Source organism: Candidatus Cloacimonadota bacterium (genome assembly GCA_019429305.1).
Lineage (GTDB): Bacteria > Cloacimonadota > Cloacimonadia > Cloacimonadales > JAJBBL01 > JAHYIR01.
The window spans coordinates 1-16,056 of the sequence record JAHYIR010000003.1; the positions used below are offsets into that span (position 1 = coordinate 1).

General features: G+C 40.4%; 14 protein-coding genes. 11 read left to right on the plus strand and 3 right to left on the minus strand.

Translation table 11 applies throughout. The features are described from left to right. The 10 genes from K0B81_02230 to K0B81_02275 all read left to right on the plus strand — a co-directional run. The coding region (locus K0B81_02230) for a hypothetical protein (protein ID MBW6515418.1) at positions 1–2,051 on the plus strand (2,051 nt) is incomplete at its 5' end. Between the two features lie 64 nt (positions 2,052–2,115). Beyond that, positions 2,116–4,275: a hypothetical protein gene (locus K0B81_02235; GenBank protein ID MBW6515419.1), complete on the plus strand. Its 2,160-nt coding sequence runs from the start codon at positions 2,116–2,118 to the stop codon at positions 4,273–4,275. Positions 4,276–4,534: 259 nt separating this feature from the next. Beyond that, positions 4,535–5,098: a T9SS type A sorting domain-containing protein gene (locus K0B81_02240; GenBank protein MBW6515420.1), complete on the plus strand. Its 564-nt coding sequence runs from the start codon at positions 4,535–4,537 to the stop codon at positions 5,096–5,098. An 8-nt stretch (positions 5,099–5,106) separates the two neighbouring features. Then, positions 5,107–6,576, plus strand: a complete 1,470-nt coding sequence (locus K0B81_02245; GenBank protein MBW6515421.1) for a chitobiase/beta-hexosaminidase C-terminal domain-containing protein — start codon at positions 5,107–5,109, stop codon at positions 6,574–6,576. A 272-nt stretch (positions 6,577–6,848) separates the two neighbouring features. Beyond that, positions 6,849–7,181 (plus strand): HRDC domain-containing protein, encoded by a 333-nt coding sequence (locus K0B81_02250; protein ID MBW6515422.1) that lies wholly within the window; start codon positions 6,849–6,851, stop codon positions 7,179–7,181. Between the two features lie 450 nt (positions 7,182–7,631). Beyond that, on the plus strand, positions 7,632–8,690 hold the full coding sequence (locus K0B81_02255) for a beta-lactamase family protein (GenBank protein ID MBW6515423.1): 1,059 nt from the start codon (positions 7,632–7,634) through the stop codon (positions 8,688–8,690). Positions 8,691–9,080: 390 nt separating this feature from the next. Beyond that, on the plus strand, positions 9,081–10,265 hold the full coding sequence (locus K0B81_02260) for a class I SAM-dependent rRNA methyltransferase (protein ID MBW6515424.1): 1,185 nt from the start codon (positions 9,081–9,083) through the stop codon (positions 10,263–10,265). A 21-nt stretch (positions 10,266–10,286) separates the two neighbouring features. Then, entirely contained in the window at positions 10,287–10,892 is a 606-nt protein-coding gene (locus tag K0B81_02265; protein MBW6515425.1) for a DUF2179 domain-containing protein, read from the plus strand. 35 nt (positions 10,893–10,927) lie between these two features. Beyond that, a complete protein-coding gene (locus K0B81_02270; GenBank protein MBW6515426.1) occupies positions 10,928–12,646 on the plus strand; it encodes a M3 family oligoendopeptidase in 1,719 nt (572 codons plus the stop codon). A gap of 281 nt (positions 12,647–12,927) precedes the next feature. After that, positions 12,928–13,266, plus strand: a complete 339-nt coding sequence (locus tag K0B81_02275) for a hypothetical protein (GenBank protein ID MBW6515427.1) — start codon at positions 12,928–12,930, stop codon at positions 13,264–13,266. Positions 13,267–13,279: 13 nt separating this feature from the next. Here the strand turns inward: K0B81_02275 and K0B81_02280 are convergent, their stop codons facing one another. The 3 genes from K0B81_02280 to K0B81_02290 all read right to left on the minus strand — a co-directional run bounded on the left by K0B81_02280 (position 13,280) and on the right by K0B81_02290 (position 15,187). After that, positions 13,280–13,834 (minus strand): 4Fe-4S binding protein, encoded by a 555-nt coding sequence (locus K0B81_02280; GenBank protein MBW6515428.1) that lies wholly within the window; start codon positions 13,832–13,834, stop codon positions 13,280–13,282. 183 nt (positions 13,835–14,017) lie between these two features. Beyond that, the gene (locus tag K0B81_02285) at positions 14,018–14,413 is read right to left on the minus strand and encodes a hypothetical protein (GenBank protein MBW6515429.1); all 396 of its coding nucleotides are present in this window, start codon (positions 14,411–14,413) and stop codon (positions 14,018–14,020) included. Positions 14,414–14,446: 33 nt separating this feature from the next. Beyond that, positions 14,447–15,187 carry a hypothetical protein gene (locus K0B81_02290; GenBank protein MBW6515430.1) on the minus strand — a complete coding sequence of 247 codons (741 nt, stop codon included), beginning with the start codon at positions 15,185–15,187 and terminating at the stop codon, positions 14,447–14,449. Between the two features lie 140 nt (positions 15,188–15,327). On the opposite strand from K0B81_02290, the gene K0B81_02295 reads away from it, so the two are divergent. After that, a complete protein-coding gene (locus K0B81_02295; GenBank protein ID MBW6515431.1) occupies positions 15,328–15,954 on the plus strand; it encodes a phage integrase SAM-like domain-containing protein in 627 nt (208 codons plus the stop codon). Positions 15,955–16,056 lie beyond the last annotated feature (102 nt).

The following is a 16,056-nucleotide window of genomic DNA, read 5'->3' on the forward strand; positions in this document are numbered from 1 at the left end:
CGAACATGTATTCTCTTACAATTGTAATAACAGGTGACGGAACAACTTTACCGACGGAAGGTCAGCATCTCTATGTCGAGAATACGCTGGTCGATCTGGCAGCCTATCCTGCAGAGGGTTGGGACTTCCAGAAATGGATCATTAATGGTGTTGATGTATTCGAACCCTTTACTTCTGTCCTGATGGATGGCGATAAAGTTATTGCAGCTTATTTCTTTGAACTCCCGCCCGAACCGCCACTTCCTGCCATTGCTATCTTTCCGGCAGATCAGGCTGTTGATATACCTGTTGCCTTTACCTTCGAGTGGGCAGCAGATCCTGATGGGGTTATCCCAGACGGCTATCTTTTCAACTACTGGCTTGCTGATGGAGAACAGCCCGAAATGATAGATGTCGGAATTAATACAGAATACTCTGTAGAGGGACTGGATTATCTGGCAGAGTACAACTGGCAGGTCGTTCCTTATGTAATAGTGGAGAATGGAACGATAGGGCTGCTCTTTAGCGAAAGGAGAACGAGAGTGGTTAGCGAAACCAGAAGTGTTCGTGAAACTTACTATCTCTATGCTGAAAACTGTCCCGTCTGGACATTCACTACCGAAGAGTTGATCATAGAATATACTTTGACGGTGAACATAGTCGGTGAGGGTACAACCGAACCGGCTGCAGGTCAGCATATCTATACCGAGAACACGATCGTAAATCTGGCAGCTTATCCCGCAGAGGGCTGGGACTTCGAAAAGTGGTTTGTTGACGGTGCTGAGATATTCGATCCTTTTACTACCTTACTGATGGATGGCGATAAAATTGTTACAGCTCATTTCTTTGAACTGCCACCTGAACCGCCACTTCCTGCCATTGCTCTCTATCCGATACCGGTTGCAGAAAATATTCCCGTTGAGTTCATCTTTGCCTGGGAACCTAATGAGGCAGGGAATGTTCCTGACGGCTATTTCTTCAGTTATTGGCTCGCTCAGGAATCTCAACCCGAAATGATCGATCTCGGAAATGTTACAACATATCCGGTAGCAGATCTGTTATACGAGACATCTTACAACTGGCAGGTCATCCCTTATGTTATGGATGGGGATGAAATCTTGTTTGCTGCAGATTGCCCTGTCTGGTCTTTCACTACGGAGATCGAGTCGTTTGGTGTCTTTGTGGAGATAGGTACGGGAACGGGTGTTAACCGACCTAATCAGCAGGCACCGATCAACCTCAGGAATGCCAGTCTCCGTGGACAGATGGTATATACAGCCGCCGAGATTAATGCTGCCGGCTACTTCGGTGAAGGGCTGGTCACCCATCTCGGATTCTATGTGGAAGAGTCACCACTCTACCCGCTGCCAGACTTCATCATCAGAATGAAGCATACAACGGCTATTGATGCCTCCTCACACGATGCCGGTCCTTATGAGACAGTCTTCACGACCGTTGAGTATATACCGGAAGCTGGTGGCTGGGATATGCTCGAACTTCCAGCACCCTTCGCCTGGAACGGAGTGGATAATATCCTCGTAGATACGGCCTTCAGTCTCGCTACATCCTGGAGTAATTCGGGACGACAGAGGATAACCGATCAGAGTAACGGGTATAGATTCACCGGCTCGAATAATGCCGATCAGACGAATGCCACTACTACTTCGACCTTCAATTTCAAACCGAATGTCAGATTGGGCATTAATTTCATCCCTGCCCGTGGCTCTGAAATCGCTCTGGAAGGGTTCCAAATCGAAGAGACAATGGATGTACTTCCCGCAGAGGGTATGCAGACCAGATTGCTCGGTGCTTATCCTAATCCCTTCAATCCCGAGACAAACATCAACTTCTCACTCTCTGAAGCGGCAAGAGTTACGATGATAATCTATAACTCCCGCGGACAGGTGGTGAGAGAACTGCTAAAAGGACATTACTACTCAGAAGGTTATCACAGCATCCTCTGGGATGGTAAAGAGCAATATGGTAGAATGGCATCTTCCGGAGTCTATCTTTACATTATGGAAACCGATAGAGGCTTTCGTGAAATCAGGAAGAAGGTACTTCTGAAATAGAAACAACAGGGAGAGGCAACTTACGTTGCCTCTCCCGTTTTCATCAATCTTTTTGGAGGTTAAGATGAAACGTTTAGTTGTAATTTTAATACTAGCATTGTTTAGTATGAGCCTTATGGCTCAAACCGCAATAGCACCTGCTGCAGGAGACGGAAGCGAAGGCAACCCCTATGAGATTGCATCTCTGGAAAATCTTTACTGGATAGCGGCAAGCAATGCTGTAGTACCAGATCCTGATCAGGAGACACGCTGGGGATTTAACTATATCCAGACTGCTAACATTGATGCTTCGGAAACGGTTGACTGGTTCAATGGTCAGGGTTGGCATCCAATTGGAGACAGTTATTTCGAATATTGGTTTATAGGTTCATATAATGGTGCTGGTTACACAATTGACAATTTATATATTAATCGACCAGATAGTAGTCCTATTGGATTGTTTGGATATATATCAGATAGTTACTTGCATCGTATAAACATACTAAATGCAAACATCACTGCTTGGGATGTTGCAGGTGTTCTTGTTGGAGTATCTGATTCAAGCACAATATATAGATGTAATTCTTCGGGAATACTAAAAATTACAGGAAATTCTGGAGGCGGGTTAGTTGGAGTAAATACTTGGCACAGCACAATTTTAAAGAGCAGTAGTTCAGTAAGTGTCACAGGAGGCTCAGCAATTGGCGGGATTGCCGGATCAAACGAACAATGGGCAGCAATAAAGATGAGTAAATCAAGCGGAAACATAAATGCATCATATGGAATATCGGGTGGTTTAGTTGGTTACAATACATCAAGTAACATATGCTGTAGTTATTCTTCTGGAAAAGTCTATGGTGATTATCATGTTGGAGGTCTTGTAGGTATCAATACTTTGTCCGGACAAATAAATGATAGCTACTCATTAGGTCATGTAATGGGTAATACAAATGTTGGTGGCCTTGTCGGTTCTCAATCGGCTAGTTCCTCTACCAACAGTTATTGGAATACCCAAACATCGGGACAGAAAACGAGTGCGGGAGGTGAAGGTAGAACCACTGCCGAGATGACATATCCTTATGCTGAGAATACCTATGTCAATTGGGATTTTACCGAAATATGGGAAGAAGATCCAGTATATTTAAATCACGGTTATCCCTTTTTACATTGGCAAACCCTCACATACTTTTCTTTCCCTCACGGAGTGGTGGATCCTGTACCTGTATGTGGTAGTGTGAATGTACCTGTCAATTTGGCAGAGTTAGGCTGGAGTTATTTTACTCATCCCATGTCTGCCAATCCTCTCGGTTTCCGTGTCTATATGAACTCGACAGGTGAGTTTGAAGAAGATGATGAATTTGACTGGGTTCTCTATCTAGACGATCAGATCAAATATTCAAGCACGGAGATACTACCTGATCTGGAATATGGAACGACCTATTACTGGATGGTTATCCCTACAACTATATATTCTTATGATGACAGGATTAGTACAAACGGAAAAGATAGATATCTCCTCACAACTCAAAACTCACAACTCAATAACCTCGGAGATGCCCAAAACTGTCCTGTCTGGTCATTTACGACAGAAGGAGAAAAACCACAATCTCCGGCTCATGCTCACAGCCCTGTCCCGGAAGATGGGGCTACCAACGTGCCGATTAATACACATATCGGTTGGACTTATACATCTGAAGAGGGATTTTCAGATCCTGACGGTTTCCTGGTCAATATGTGGACAGGTGATTTGAGTGAAGATCCATATCAGGCAGATATTGAGGGGGGGGCTGGAGAGCATCTCTTCGAAGAGCACCCCTTTGAGTTTGCTTATGGAGAGAATTACTACTGGCAGGTGATTCCCTTTGTCATCTACAATAATGAGCATATCCATGCTGAAGACTGTCTCGTCTGGACATTTACTACTGTTGAAGAAATGTCTATTGATGAGATGGATATTCACTCCGTAAACGCACTGCTGGGCAATTATCCCAATCCCTTCAACCCGGAGACAAAGATATGTTTCTCTCTTGCCGAAGGGGCAAGAGTCACGCTGGTTATCTATAACTCGCGCGGACAGGTGGTGAGAGAATTGCTCAGCAGCCTTTACTACTCTCAAGGCTATCACGGTATCGTCTGGGATGGTAAAGACCGTTATGGAAGAAAGACATCTTCCGGTGTCTATCTCTACAGTATGGAAACCGATAGAGGTTTCCGGGACATCAAGAAGATGGTGCTTTTGAAATAGAACCAATAGGGAGAGGCAGCGACTCTGCCTCTCCCGTTTTCATCAATCAATCTGTTTGGTGGTTAAGTTGTAACATTTAGAGATGGTTTTAATATTAGCAATATTCAGTGTGGTTTTTTATGCAACAGGAGAAAATTTTAATGTCGATTTCTTGAAACGGTTGGAAGTGATGTCGTAAAAAAACACTTCATAGCAGTATCGTCCAAATCATCCAACCATTTGAGCTGTTAATGATCTTATTAACCAAAAGGAGGTTATTATGATGAGATCATTCTTGATACTCTTTAGAAGGGTAATGTTGATCCTGACGTTAATGATATTCACCCTGTCCGTCTTATCAGCAGGATCTATTTTTATCCATTTGGTTTCTGAAGATACTGTCGGATATAATCTGGCAGATATTGAGGAACTGACTTTTACTGACGAAACGTTAAATGTCCATTTGATTTCCGGTGACCCGGGAATATTTAATCTTACCGAGATAGTTCAGATCACTTTCAGTGAGGATATGTCTGTTGAAGAAATGGTTGAGTTTGTTAGCCTGATCCCGATCAGGTTTCTCAAGAATTATCCCAATCCCTTTAATCCCGAGACGACCATATCGTTTGAACTCGCTCAGGAGAGCAGAACCCTGATAGAGATCTATAATGTCAAAGGTCAGAGAGTAAGAAAACTGCTTGATGACACTTTGGAAGGCGGAACCCACGCCATCATTTGGGACGGTAGTAATGACAGCAACAGACAGGTAGGGAGCGGGGTCTATTTTTACCGGGTTTGTGTTAACGACACAGAAGAGTTCAGCAAGATGATCATGCTGAAATAGGAGGAAAAATGAAAAGAATAACACTATTTTTACTCATATTAATCTTGGCTGCCTCTGTTCTGGCGATGCAAATGATAATTCATAAGACAGACAATACAGAAGTGTCAATCTCCATTAGCGAGATCGAAAGCATAACTTTCGAAGAGCTACTGGACATTGTGGCAACCCCCACGTTCGATCCCCCGGGAGGGACATACACCTCACCTCAGACGGTGACTATCTTCTGTGCCACGAAAGGAGCGACGATAAGATATACAACCGATGGAACAGATCCTACGGAATCATCACCTGAATATACAATCCCCAAAGAGATATCAAAAGATACTACACTCAAAGCCAGAGCATATAAAGATGGCTGGATTGAAAGTGAGATAGCAGAGGCCGTTTATACTATTACCCGAACTGTAGCATCCCCGGAATTCAACCCTCCTGGGGGCACTTATAAAATACCTCAAGTTGTTACTATCACTTGTGCCACGGAAGGAGCGACGATAAGATATACAACCGATGGAACAGATCCTACGGAATCATCACCTAAATATACAATCCCCATAGAGATATCAAAAGATACTACACTCAAAGCCAGAGCATATAAAGATGGCTGGATTAAGAGTGAGATAGCAGAGGCTAATTATATCATAGACGTTATTCCTGGAGAGATGATCTTTGTTCAGGGTACGGCAGGGGTTACTTTCAGTCCCGGTGGATTTGGTTATTTCAACCCCGGTGACACAGGAGGAGGTTCATACAATGTTTCATTATCTGACTTTTACATAGGTACGTATGAGGTTACTCAGGCAGAATATTCATCTGTAATGGCAGGTATACATGATCCTAATTGGACGAGACAGTATGGTTTAGGAGATAACTATCCTGCATATAAAGTATCCTGGTTCAATGCCATAGAGTATTGTAACCGTCTCAGTATGATGGAAGGGTTGACTCCGGCATATAGTTACAGTACCTATGGTACTAACCCTGCCAATTGGCCCGCTGGCTGGAATACGAGTGATGCCAATCATACCAATGTCTCCTGTAACTGGTCAGCTAACGGCTATCGTTTGCCTACAGAGATGGAGCGTGAGTATGCTGCCCGGGGTGGTGTACCTGCTCAGAATGCGGGGACATTTAATTCGACTTATGCAGGGACTAACTTAGAGTCTCAGTTAGTCAATTATGCCTGGTATGATGCAAATTCGGGAGGCACTACTCATCCTGTCGGCACAAAACTGCCTAATGAGTTACGACTTTATGATATGAGTGGCAATGTCTGGAATTGGGTATGGGATATTTGGGATAGTTATCCATCTGGTTCATATATCAATCCAACCGGAGCTACGAGCGGTTCTTTCCGGGTGAGGCGGGGCGGTGGCTGGAGCGACCGCGTCAGCTACTGCACAGTTTCCCATCGTGCCGTCAGCGTCCCGTCGAGCAAGAGCTACGATAGCGGCTTCCGCGTCTGTAGGATTTCCCCTTAACTTTTGTCCGCCAGTGAAATTGTGCTTTGCAATTTCACGGGGTAAATTTTTTACCTTTTTACCTTGTGAAATCCTGCATTGCAGGTGCACGAAGTGCAATTTCACAGGGTGAACCTTTTGGCAATGATTTAGAGTCAGAACGGTCCACAGAAGATTTAACAGAGTTTAGTAAAAAGGATAATAAACAACCGGGGGTGCAGGGGGATTTATCCCCCTGCTATCCGGTAGTAAATTTATTTTTAAGGAGGTATGGTTTATCTATAAGTTAATTGTTGTTCTTTTCAATCGCGATCTCGCGCTCTTTTGACGATAGCGAATTTGTCAAATTCTGTGAAGAGAATCAGATTATTCACATTGATAAAGAGTTCTTTCATAGCGGAGATGGGGTTTACTATTCTTTTTTCATTGAATATGTTTCAAAGAAGAAAAGTGATAGTAATCCGCTAAAAGATCTATCGGAAGAACAGATTGTTCAATATAACCGGTTAAGAGACTGGCGGAATGAGCTTGCAGCCAATGAGGGTTTACCTGCTTACATTATACTTTACAATTCTCAGATAGCCGAGATAGTCAAATGCCAACAACTGCACAGTTTCCAATCGTAACAACAACAACCCGACGAACACGAACAACAACAACGGGTTCCGCGTCTGAAGTATTTTCTAAAAAATAAGAGTTTACTCTGGTAACACGGTAAACCATAACTGGGAAAATCCAGATTTCTGTCCTGCTCCTGTATTTTTATCTATTGGTAAGGGGCAAAAAGAATTACCTAAGCGTTGTTGAGTATTAAGTAGAAAAACAACGATTTGTTTTCTTGACCAGCTCATAGAGAGAGAACCATAAAACTGGACAGAGAGGGAAATTTTAGATATGCAGGAGACCCGATCTGGTTTCTTTACCATCAAGCAGCTTATGAGCAGAGAAAGATCATGATGGCAAAGTTACCTGGAGAGAATTAAAACGATGAGACATTAATAGTTCTGGAAGAGCAAGGTTTTACGAGTCAGCAAATGCTATTAGGATAAACTATTCAGGAGAAGCAGTTGAAAAAAGTGATTAAGGAATCATTTCTTAACAAAACGGTTGAGAAAATAATTAAGAAAAAGAATATTTTCAGTGCAGTTCTCAGAGTGGAAAGTGGTGATGATAGTTTTTCTTGGACTAGTGCTGCAGGCGAAATGCAAAAAGATAGTCGTTACTTTATTGCCAGTGTTACGAAACTATATATCACAGCAGTAGTAATGCGACTTATTGAGGAAGGAAAGCTCAGTTTTACCGATAAGATAACAGAATATTTACCAAGTGATCTGACCGAAGAGTTACATGTGCTACGAGGTGTTGATTATTCTAACAATATCTCCATAATGCATTTAATTTCAAATACTTCCGGATTACCTGATTATTTCTTTCATAAACAGGCTAACGGTAAAACAGCTGCTGCAGAATTAACAGATGGTAAAGATGAATCGTGGCACTTAGAAAAAACGATTGAACTGGTAAAAGACCTTAAACCCAAATTCATACCAGGCAAGAAGGGGAAAGCTACATACTCCGATACCAACTATCAGCTACTCGGTAAAATCGTCGAAGTAGTAACCGGAAAAAGTATTGGTCAGGTTTTCAAGGAAAACATATTTGACGAACTCAACTTACATGACACTTATGCATACCACGACACCAATGATACAAGTCCGGTTCCCTTCTATTACAAATCAAATAAATTATGGCTACCCAAGTATATAGCATCAGTAACTCCCGAAGGTGGGATCGTTTCCACTGCTGAAGAAAGTATGATTTTTTTAAAAGAGTTCTTTAGAGGACGTTTCTTCCCTAAAGAGAGAATAAATAGTCTGAAGAGATGGAATCTGATCCTGCCACCACCGGCTCTTCTTTTCTATGGCATTGGTTTAGAGAAACTCTGGATACCAAGAATTGTATCTCCCTTCAAGCCAATCAGAGAAATAATCGGTTTTTGGGGGCAAACCGGATCATTTGCCTTTTACAATCCAGATACCAATCTGTACTTCACAGGTACAACGAATCAGATCAACGGAGCGGGGCATAAAGCAGCATTGAAAGCGATCGTGAAGATTATCAAAGCAGCAATATAGCTTATTTTGTCAAAGAGCAAAGAAAATGTTTGGATGAAGGTTTAAAAATTCGAAAAACCTTTCTGGCATCCAGAGTGTTCTGCACCAAAATGGATTGCTTCTGTGAGGGGCTTACCATTTTAGTGCAGATTGTATCGAGTGATAAGAGAGACAGAGAATCAGGTTATTTTGTTTTGTCTTTCCTTCGATACTATTTTCGTTAGCAAAGCAAGCAGCTTTTCGGAAATCACTCAGGATGACAAAACAGATTAGAGATGAAATTTCTAACTTGAGTGCTTTTAGAAATAAACGGGTAGATGCTGTTTTTTTGATTTAGATTGACAGTAAACCTAATGCCTAAATCTGTTAAAGTAAATTTTTAAAGTAATTAATTTGATGGCAGCTAAAAGTATGTTTAGAGTGTATTTAAAGGAACAGGTCGGTCATCTGGCAGAACGTCAACATCCTTGGGTATTTTCGGGAGCTATATCGAGATTAGAGGGTAAACCGGAAGACGGTGATGTCGTTGCTCTCTATGCTCATGATAAAACGTTTGTTGCTTGGGGTTTATACAATTCGCAGAGTCAGATCAGGATAAGATTGTATTCTTGGTGTGAAAGTGAACACTTAGATAATAACTTTTGGCGTATAAGGGTACAAGAAGCTGTCGATCTGAGAAGGAAAACTTTGGATCTATCGGAAACTAATGCCTATCGAGTGATAAATAACGAAGGTGATAACCTGTCGGGGTTAACGGTAGATTTTTATAATGATTTTTTAGTTCTGCAATTTACATCATTAGCTCTTTATCAGCAGAGGGATATAATAGTTGAAGTATTAAAGAAAGAGATAAAACCTCGAGGAATCTATTTGAGGACAGATAAAGGGATTGGAGAGAGTGAAAAGCTGACTCTTGCCGATGGGCTTTATTGGGGCGAAGAACCGGAGAATCCGCTAAAGATAAAAGAGAGTGGATTGAATTTTTATATTTCATTACAGACAGGGCAAAAGACCGGTTTTTATTTAGATCAGAGAGACAATAGAAGAGCTCTGAGCAAATATGCTAAGGATCGTTCAGTGCTTGACCTGTTCTGCTACACCGGTGGGTTTTCTATATCTGCTGCCACTGCCGGAGCTAAAGAGGTATTAGGGGTGGATGTATCTGAAACTGCTCTGAAATTGGCTGAGCAGAACGTTGACCTCAACAATTTACAAAACATAGTGAAATTTGAAAAAGGTGATAGTTTTCAGGTTTTAACCGCATTTGCTGCAGAGGGGAGAAAATTCGATCTGATAGTTCTTGATCCCCCAAAATTTGCAAAATCGAAGGGTGGAATATCTTCTGCCATCAAGGGTTATATCAGTCTGAACGATTTAGCAATCCGGTGTCTGAATCCTTCCGGCATTCTTTTAACCTGCAGCTGTTCAGGGAGGATAAACCTTGATCAGTTTGCTGAAATAATCAGATTAGCAGCAGTTAGTAACAGAAGACACGTAAGATTGTTAGAAAAGAGGGGTGCTTCTCCGGATCATCCGGTGAGTTTGACTACTCCGGAAAGTACCTATCTGAAGTGTTTTATATGTCATATTCAATAATATCTTTAAGGAGCTAAGATAATGGAAGCAATAGCTTTCACCGACACGTTTGTCTTTGCCTATATTATTCTTCCCTTGATCATTTTTCTTTCCAAGATATTAGACCAGACAATCGGAAGTATCAGGATCATCTTTGTTTCCAAGAGTATGAAATATCTGGCACCGATGTTAGCATTCTTTGAGGTTCTACTCTGGTTGATCATAATGAAACAGATCGTTCAGAACCTGAACAATTATTACTACTATCTTGCCTATGCCGGAGGATTTGCCATGGGGAACTTTGTCGGGATCAAGATCGAGGCGAAGATGGCGATGGGATTGGTGCAGATGAGAGTTATTCCTCAAAAAGATAGCAGTAAATTGGTAGGGTTCTTACGCAATGCCGGATATCGTTTTACTACTATAAAGGGGCATGGAGCTGAAGGACAGGTAGAGATCATATTTTCGGTTATCAAGAGAAAGAGCATTGAAGACTTCGTCTCAATTATCAAAGAATTTAATCCAAAAGCTTTTTATACCATTGAGGAGATAAAATTCGTCAGTGATACTGCCCCCGGTGGTCAGTTCTATAATCAAGATTTTACTCATATGAAACGTCTCTTCAAGCAAACACGAAAAGGAAAGTAAAATGTTTTTAACTATAAAATATTAAGGAGTTTATGATGAAGATTACGGAAGAAAAGATCAGTCGAAGAAAGAGGAAATACTACTCTGAGGATTATAACGTAACCGACTGGAATGTAGTGGAGAAATCATTTCAAGAGTTATTGGAGATGGAGATCAATAGTGGTCAAGACTTAGTTAAATTGATGGAGCAGAGCAGCGAGTTGGCAATGATCATCTCGGAGAAGATAGCTAATCTCTATATAAAAATGACCCGTTATGCAGATCAACCGGAACATCAACAAAACTATAATCAATTTTATGCCTCAGTAGTAGCTAAAGCCCAGCCCTATAACAACAAACTTAACTTGAAGTTTTATGAAAGTCCCTATAAAAAGGAGCTTTCCGATGAAGAGTATGGACATCTGAAGAGAATGATAGCCAATGAGATTGAGATCTTCCGCGAAGAGAACGTACCTTTAAAAACGAAAGAGGTCGAACTGAGCAACAAATACGGAGAGATAAACTCCAAAATGACGGTGACTTATGACGGGAAAGAGCAGACTCTTGCGCAATTAGGCAAGTATCTTCTGGAGCCGGATAGAAAGGCGAGAGAGGAGGTCTGGCGGTTGCGTTATGAAAGAATGAACCAGGACAAAGAAGTGTTGGATGACCTGTTTGACGAAATGCGTCACTTACGGGAACAACAGGCAAAGAATGCCGGATTTGATAATTATCGTGATTATAAACATAAAGAGATGGGACGTTTTGCCTATACACCGGAAGATATCCAACAGTTCCATTACTCTGTGGAAAAGGTTATCCTCCCCTATTTAAGAGAATTGACAGAAGAGCGAAGAGAGAAGCTAAATATTGAATCTGTTAGACCTTGGGATACGGCAGTCGATCTGGACGGGAAAATCCTGAAACCTTTTCAAACCACCGAAGAGTTTATCGGTAAAGGGATTAAAATCATGAATAAAGTCGATCCGGAATTTGCCATTAATCTTAATAAGATGGATAATACCGGACTACTTGATCTGGAAAACCGCAAAGGGAAAGCACCCGGTGGCTATAATTACCCCTTACACGAGATGGGAACCTCCTTTATTTTTATGAATGCTGTCGGTCTGCACAGGGATGTAGTCACTCTGCTGCATGAGTCGGGACATGCCATGCACTCTTTCGCTACTAACAAAATACCGATCATCCATTATCAGGATACTCCCAGTGAAGTAGCTGAGTTGGCGTCTATGGCTATGGAGATGATGACCATGGATTATTGGACTGAATACTATCCTTCTGAAGAAGATTTCAACAAGGCGAAGCGTGATCAGATGCAAGGTACCCTTAAATTCTTGCCCTGGTGCATGATAGTAGATGCCTTCCAACAATGGATCTATACTAATCCGCAGCATACAAAACAGGAAAGAGCAGAATACTTTGCCAGTCTAATGGAGAGGTTTAATACAGGTGTCGATTGGCAGGGTTTGGAAGAGTTGAAAAAATATTCGTGGATGTTCCAGCTGCATATCTTTGAAGTTCCGTTCTATTATATCGAATATGGAATGGCACAGTTAGGTGCTCTTGCTGTTTATAAAAATTACCGAGAAAGAGGGAAAAAAGCGGTCGAAGACTATAAGAAATTCCTTGCTTTGGGATATACAAAACCGGTTGATCAACTTTATGAAACTGCCGGCATCAATTTTGACTTCTCAGAAAGTAACCTTGAGGGGTTAATGAAATTTGTCCGGAAAGAATTAGAGGAAATCAAGTAATAATTTTGCGAGAATGAAGTTGACTTACGGAAAGCAAAAAATATATTTAATTTATAACAAGATAAGGAGTTATTATGCTATATCAGTTTATATTCCCTTTAGGGCTGACTACCTTTGCCCTATTGTTAATTACAGTTCTTATGGGGGCTAGAGTGATCAAAGTAAAAGTTAAATACCATCGATTTTTTGGCATCTTAACGTTTATCTTTGCGATATCCCATGGCTCTTTAGCTATATACTTCAAATTTTTCGGTTAAACTAAACCTTAGATGGAGGTTTTTATGAAAAAAACCATTTTTCTTATGATACTATTGCTTGGACTATCTTTTTTGATGGCACATCCACCGACTGAGATGAATATTACTTTTAATGAGGAAGAGTTGTTATTGACTATAGTTATCGAGCATAATGTCAATAATCCGGGAAATCACTACATAGACCAGCTTACGATTCAACACGGAAGAAACGAGCTTGTAGTTCATAAAATGAGCAGGCAAGACGATAATGATTCAGTTACTCTCGTTTATAGATTACCAGATGTACAATCAGGAATGAAACTTAATATAGTTGCCAGTTGTAATCGTATCGGCAGGCTTACCAGAGAATTTGAGATAGAATAACAACAATACGATACTATTCTCTCTCTTTTTCAAGAACTGCTTCGACCGGGCATCCTTCAAAGTAGGTTGCATTGCCCTCTATGCAAATACCACATGAGATACACTTTTCCTGATCTATAACTGCAACTCCTCTGACCATCCTGATAGCTCCCACAGGGCAACTATTAATGCACAAACGGCAGGAAATACAACGACGTGCTTCTACAGTATAAATCAACTCAGGTGAAAAAGAGACAATTATCGGATTTCTATCTGTTGATCTAAAACTCTGTTCACCGTCAACGGTCTTTATTTCATAAACAATAAAACCTTTCTCTGAGGGGTGGGCACTGAGAATATAATCCTCTTCCATATCAAGAGGGAAGGTTTGACTATCAACTAATTCACCGGCAATAAGATAGAGCAGAATAGTCTCCTCTGCTGTTGTATAAGACACGATATTATCTTCAATTTCGATTTTTCCTGAAAGCTCCAGTGCTTCCGGTCTGATAGCATACGAAAAAGAGATGAAAACGCCGATCAAAATGATGGCAACAAACGAAGTTCTTAAGATTGAGTTTGAAATCATTCTGACTCCTTATTATTTTTATCAGCACAAAGAAAAATATACAGTTAGACCGAGTCAAATGTAAAAGACGTTATACTTTTTCCGATAACTGGATCTAGTCGGTAACAATTATTCTCGGTCATTTCTCCCGGCAGCACAGTAGTTCTTTCCGACGAACTACTGTATCTCCTAGTGTTAGGACGATTAATTTGCGGTTTCTGATCGGCCACCTAAATAGAAAATGACACTGGAAAGGTTTGTTTTATCAACACGCCACTTAAGCATTGACCCACGATAGTATAGCGTAATATGCTGCTTATCATCCCCCTGCTTAACTATATAAGTATTACCCCAAGTGTATAAAGTTGGTTTATCTTTAAAATAAAAAACGTCTTTAGTCATTCCCACATTGATACACAACTTATTACGATAAAGCTTTCGTATTTTTTCTTCTATCTCGGAGAATGACATGCTGCTAACTATTTGAACATGCCTCCATTGAAGATATCTGCGAAGATTTACAGGTCTCTTGAATACATACCAATAAAGGCAACCTACCGATAGGACGGCAAAAATAATATGAATCAGAGACTGCTGCATTATATACTCCTTAACTGTCCTTAACTGGATTAATTATTCTTCTTCAGTATGTAATTCAGATGGTATCAAAAGAAAACTAATAATGTGTGCAAGTGCTCCCCCCCAACAAACAGTTAATATGTGGACGAGGACACTAGCAACAAAATTAATAGCATGCCACACTATATCCCGGATTTCTTGGTAAAACATCTTATATGCTTCCATCGTAATGATACCAATGATTTTGGGGTCTGCAGCAGCAATTGTATGACTAGATTGCATTGAGCTAATAGCTTCTGCAAAATCAAGGGCAATTTGAGGTACATCAAGTGATTTTGCCTTAATGATACCACGAAACTCCTGACTGTTGAATTTAATAAAAATATCAAATTCATGGATATTCCCATCAATAGCTGTTACAACAATATCTACATCATATTCCTTACTTTCAGGTCTTCTTATAGTTAAATATACTTTATTGTTATCGAACCATTCAGTTATAGTTAACTCAGTAGTCTCATTCTTTTTGAGATGACATAGCATCTTTTTTAAGTTCAAATCATCAATAATCTCAAATAAAACAGATGCTGTCTCACCTGTTTTGCTTACAGCAGTAATGCTTTGCAAATCAGAAGCATAATATTTGACAACAACTTGTTCAATATCTCTAAATTGTTCGTCACGCCGATATAGTGGTTTTACAGGAAAACCCGGGCCTGCAATGAAAGAATGCCAAGGAGCTAAATTCTTAACCATTTCATGCATGATTGGGTTGAAAACATTCATCTGTGACATATCCAAATACATCCTATTCTTTATATCTAATGCAATAAAAAAAACCTTTATTTTGTCAATGAAAAATATCAAAAACTAAAGCTAATATATGGATTATCGAGAAAAATATATTGAATTGGAGTCACGATAGACGATATACAATGAGAGTGAGAAAGACTAAGCGTTACGCAATGATATATGCTGACTATTATGATTGGGAGCGAGTTCGGAGACAACCATCATTAGGTCTACAACTTACTGGATGTCTGAGAAAAGATGAAGAGATTATAAGGACTTCGAAGAAGAAACTCCGAGATATAGAGAAATCGGATATACCGAGAGAAGTGAAACCTAATATAGAGCCTGAAATAGACTTCATCACATATTTTCGGGAGACTATATCGAGGAAAACATCAGATCGAAACTATCGAACTACTCTAACCCTATTTCTGAAATTCAATAAATCTAAGTCATTACCTATTAATAAGTTTGATAATTCGATATGTCAGGGGTTTCAGGATTATCTACTCAATCAGAAATTCTCTCGATCCACCGCTAATACCTATTTGAGGTGTTTCAGATATGTAATCAACAACGCCCTGAAACACGATATAATCACTCGAAATCCAGCAAGACATATAAGTTCTATTCGATTCGAAAAAAAAGGCATAGAATGTCTTACAATCGTTGAAATAGAGAGATTGAACTCTACTCCATATGATTATCAAGAGCTGAAAGCTGGATTTATATCCGCTTGTTTTTCGGTTAAAAAGTGGAGCACTTTTTAGTACCGACATGGTGCACTTTTCAGTACCGCCGACAAATCCTTACGTTTAATCAGTAACTAAAGATTAATAACGCAAAAATGAGTCAAATGTAAAAGACTTTAT

What these genes read in the sequence shown, in the direction of transcription:
- K0B81_02235 (MBW6515419.1), top strand. Translation starts at nt 2,116, where the DNA reads ATGAAACGTTTAGTTGTAATTTTAATACTAGCATTGTTTAGTATGAGC.
- K0B81_02240 (MBW6515420.1), top strand. Translation starts at nt 4,535, where the DNA reads ATGATGAGATCATTCTTGATACTCTTTAGAAGGGTAATGTTGATCCTG.
- K0B81_02245 (MBW6515421.1), top strand. Translation starts at nt 5,107, where the DNA reads ATGAAAAGAATAACACTATTTTTACTCATATTAATCTTGGCTGCCTCT.
- K0B81_02260 (MBW6515424.1), top strand. Translation starts at nt 9,081, where the DNA reads ATGTTTAGAGTGTATTTAAAGGAACAGGTCGGTCATCTGGCAGAACGT.
- K0B81_02265 (MBW6515425.1), top strand. Translation starts at nt 10,287, where the DNA reads ATGGAAGCAATAGCTTTCACCGACACGTTTGTCTTTGCCTATATTATT.
- K0B81_02270 (MBW6515426.1), top strand. Translation starts at nt 10,928, where the DNA reads ATGAAGATTACGGAAGAAAAGATCAGTCGAAGAAAGAGGAAATACTAC.
- K0B81_02275 (MBW6515427.1), top strand. Translation starts at nt 12,928, where the DNA reads ATGAAAAAAACCATTTTTCTTATGATACTATTGCTTGGACTATCTTTT.
- K0B81_02280 (MBW6515428.1), bottom strand. Translation starts at nt 13,834, where the DNA reads ATGATTTCAAACTCAATCTTAAGAACTTCGTTTGTTGCCATCATTTTG.
- K0B81_02285 (MBW6515429.1), bottom strand. Translation starts at nt 14,413, where the DNA reads ATGCAGCAGTCTCTGATTCATATTATTTTTGCCGTCCTATCGGTAGGT.
- K0B81_02290 (MBW6515430.1), bottom strand. Translation starts at nt 15,187, where the DNA reads ATGTCACAGATGAATGTTTTCAACCCAATCATGCATGAAATGGTTAAG.
- K0B81_02295 (MBW6515431.1), top strand. Translation starts at nt 15,328, where the DNA reads ATGAGAGTGAGAAAGACTAAGCGTTACGCAATGATATATGCTGACTAT.